Origin of the sequence: Sedimentibacter sp. B4, assembly GCF_000309315.1 — a bacterium.
GTDB classification, from domain to species: Bacteria; Bacillota; Clostridia; order Tissierellales; family Sedimentibacteraceae; genus Sedimentibacter; species Sedimentibacter saalensis.
Map to the genome: position 1 here is coordinate 1 of NZ_CANG01000440.1, position 236 is coordinate 236.

1 pseudogene is annotated in these 236 nt (G+C 68.6%); it reads left to right on the forward strand.

Annotation, left to right across the window (positions count from 1 at the left end):
- Nucleotides 1–6: 6 nt before the first annotated feature.
- A pseudogene (locus BN358_RS25495) lies at nucleotides 7–236 on the forward strand (AI-2E family transporter); the annotation flags it as partial.

A 236-nucleotide genomic window follows, 5' to 3' on the forward strand; every position in this document is an offset into this window, starting at 1 on the left:
TAGGTGGTGAGCTTCGCCCAGGCGGTGCCGGGGTACCTCGCCGACATCCAGCAGTCGGCCTGGTTCAGGTCGTTCAGCTCCGGCGCCGGCGGGCAGGTGTTCTGGGAGTCACTGGTCGCAGAGGTGCAGGCCTGGCTGTCCAACCCGTCCCACATCTTCGCGATCGGCGGGGGAGTGCTCGCGGCCGGTGCGGGCCTGGTCACCGGCATCTCCGCGACCATGATCGTGATCGTCCT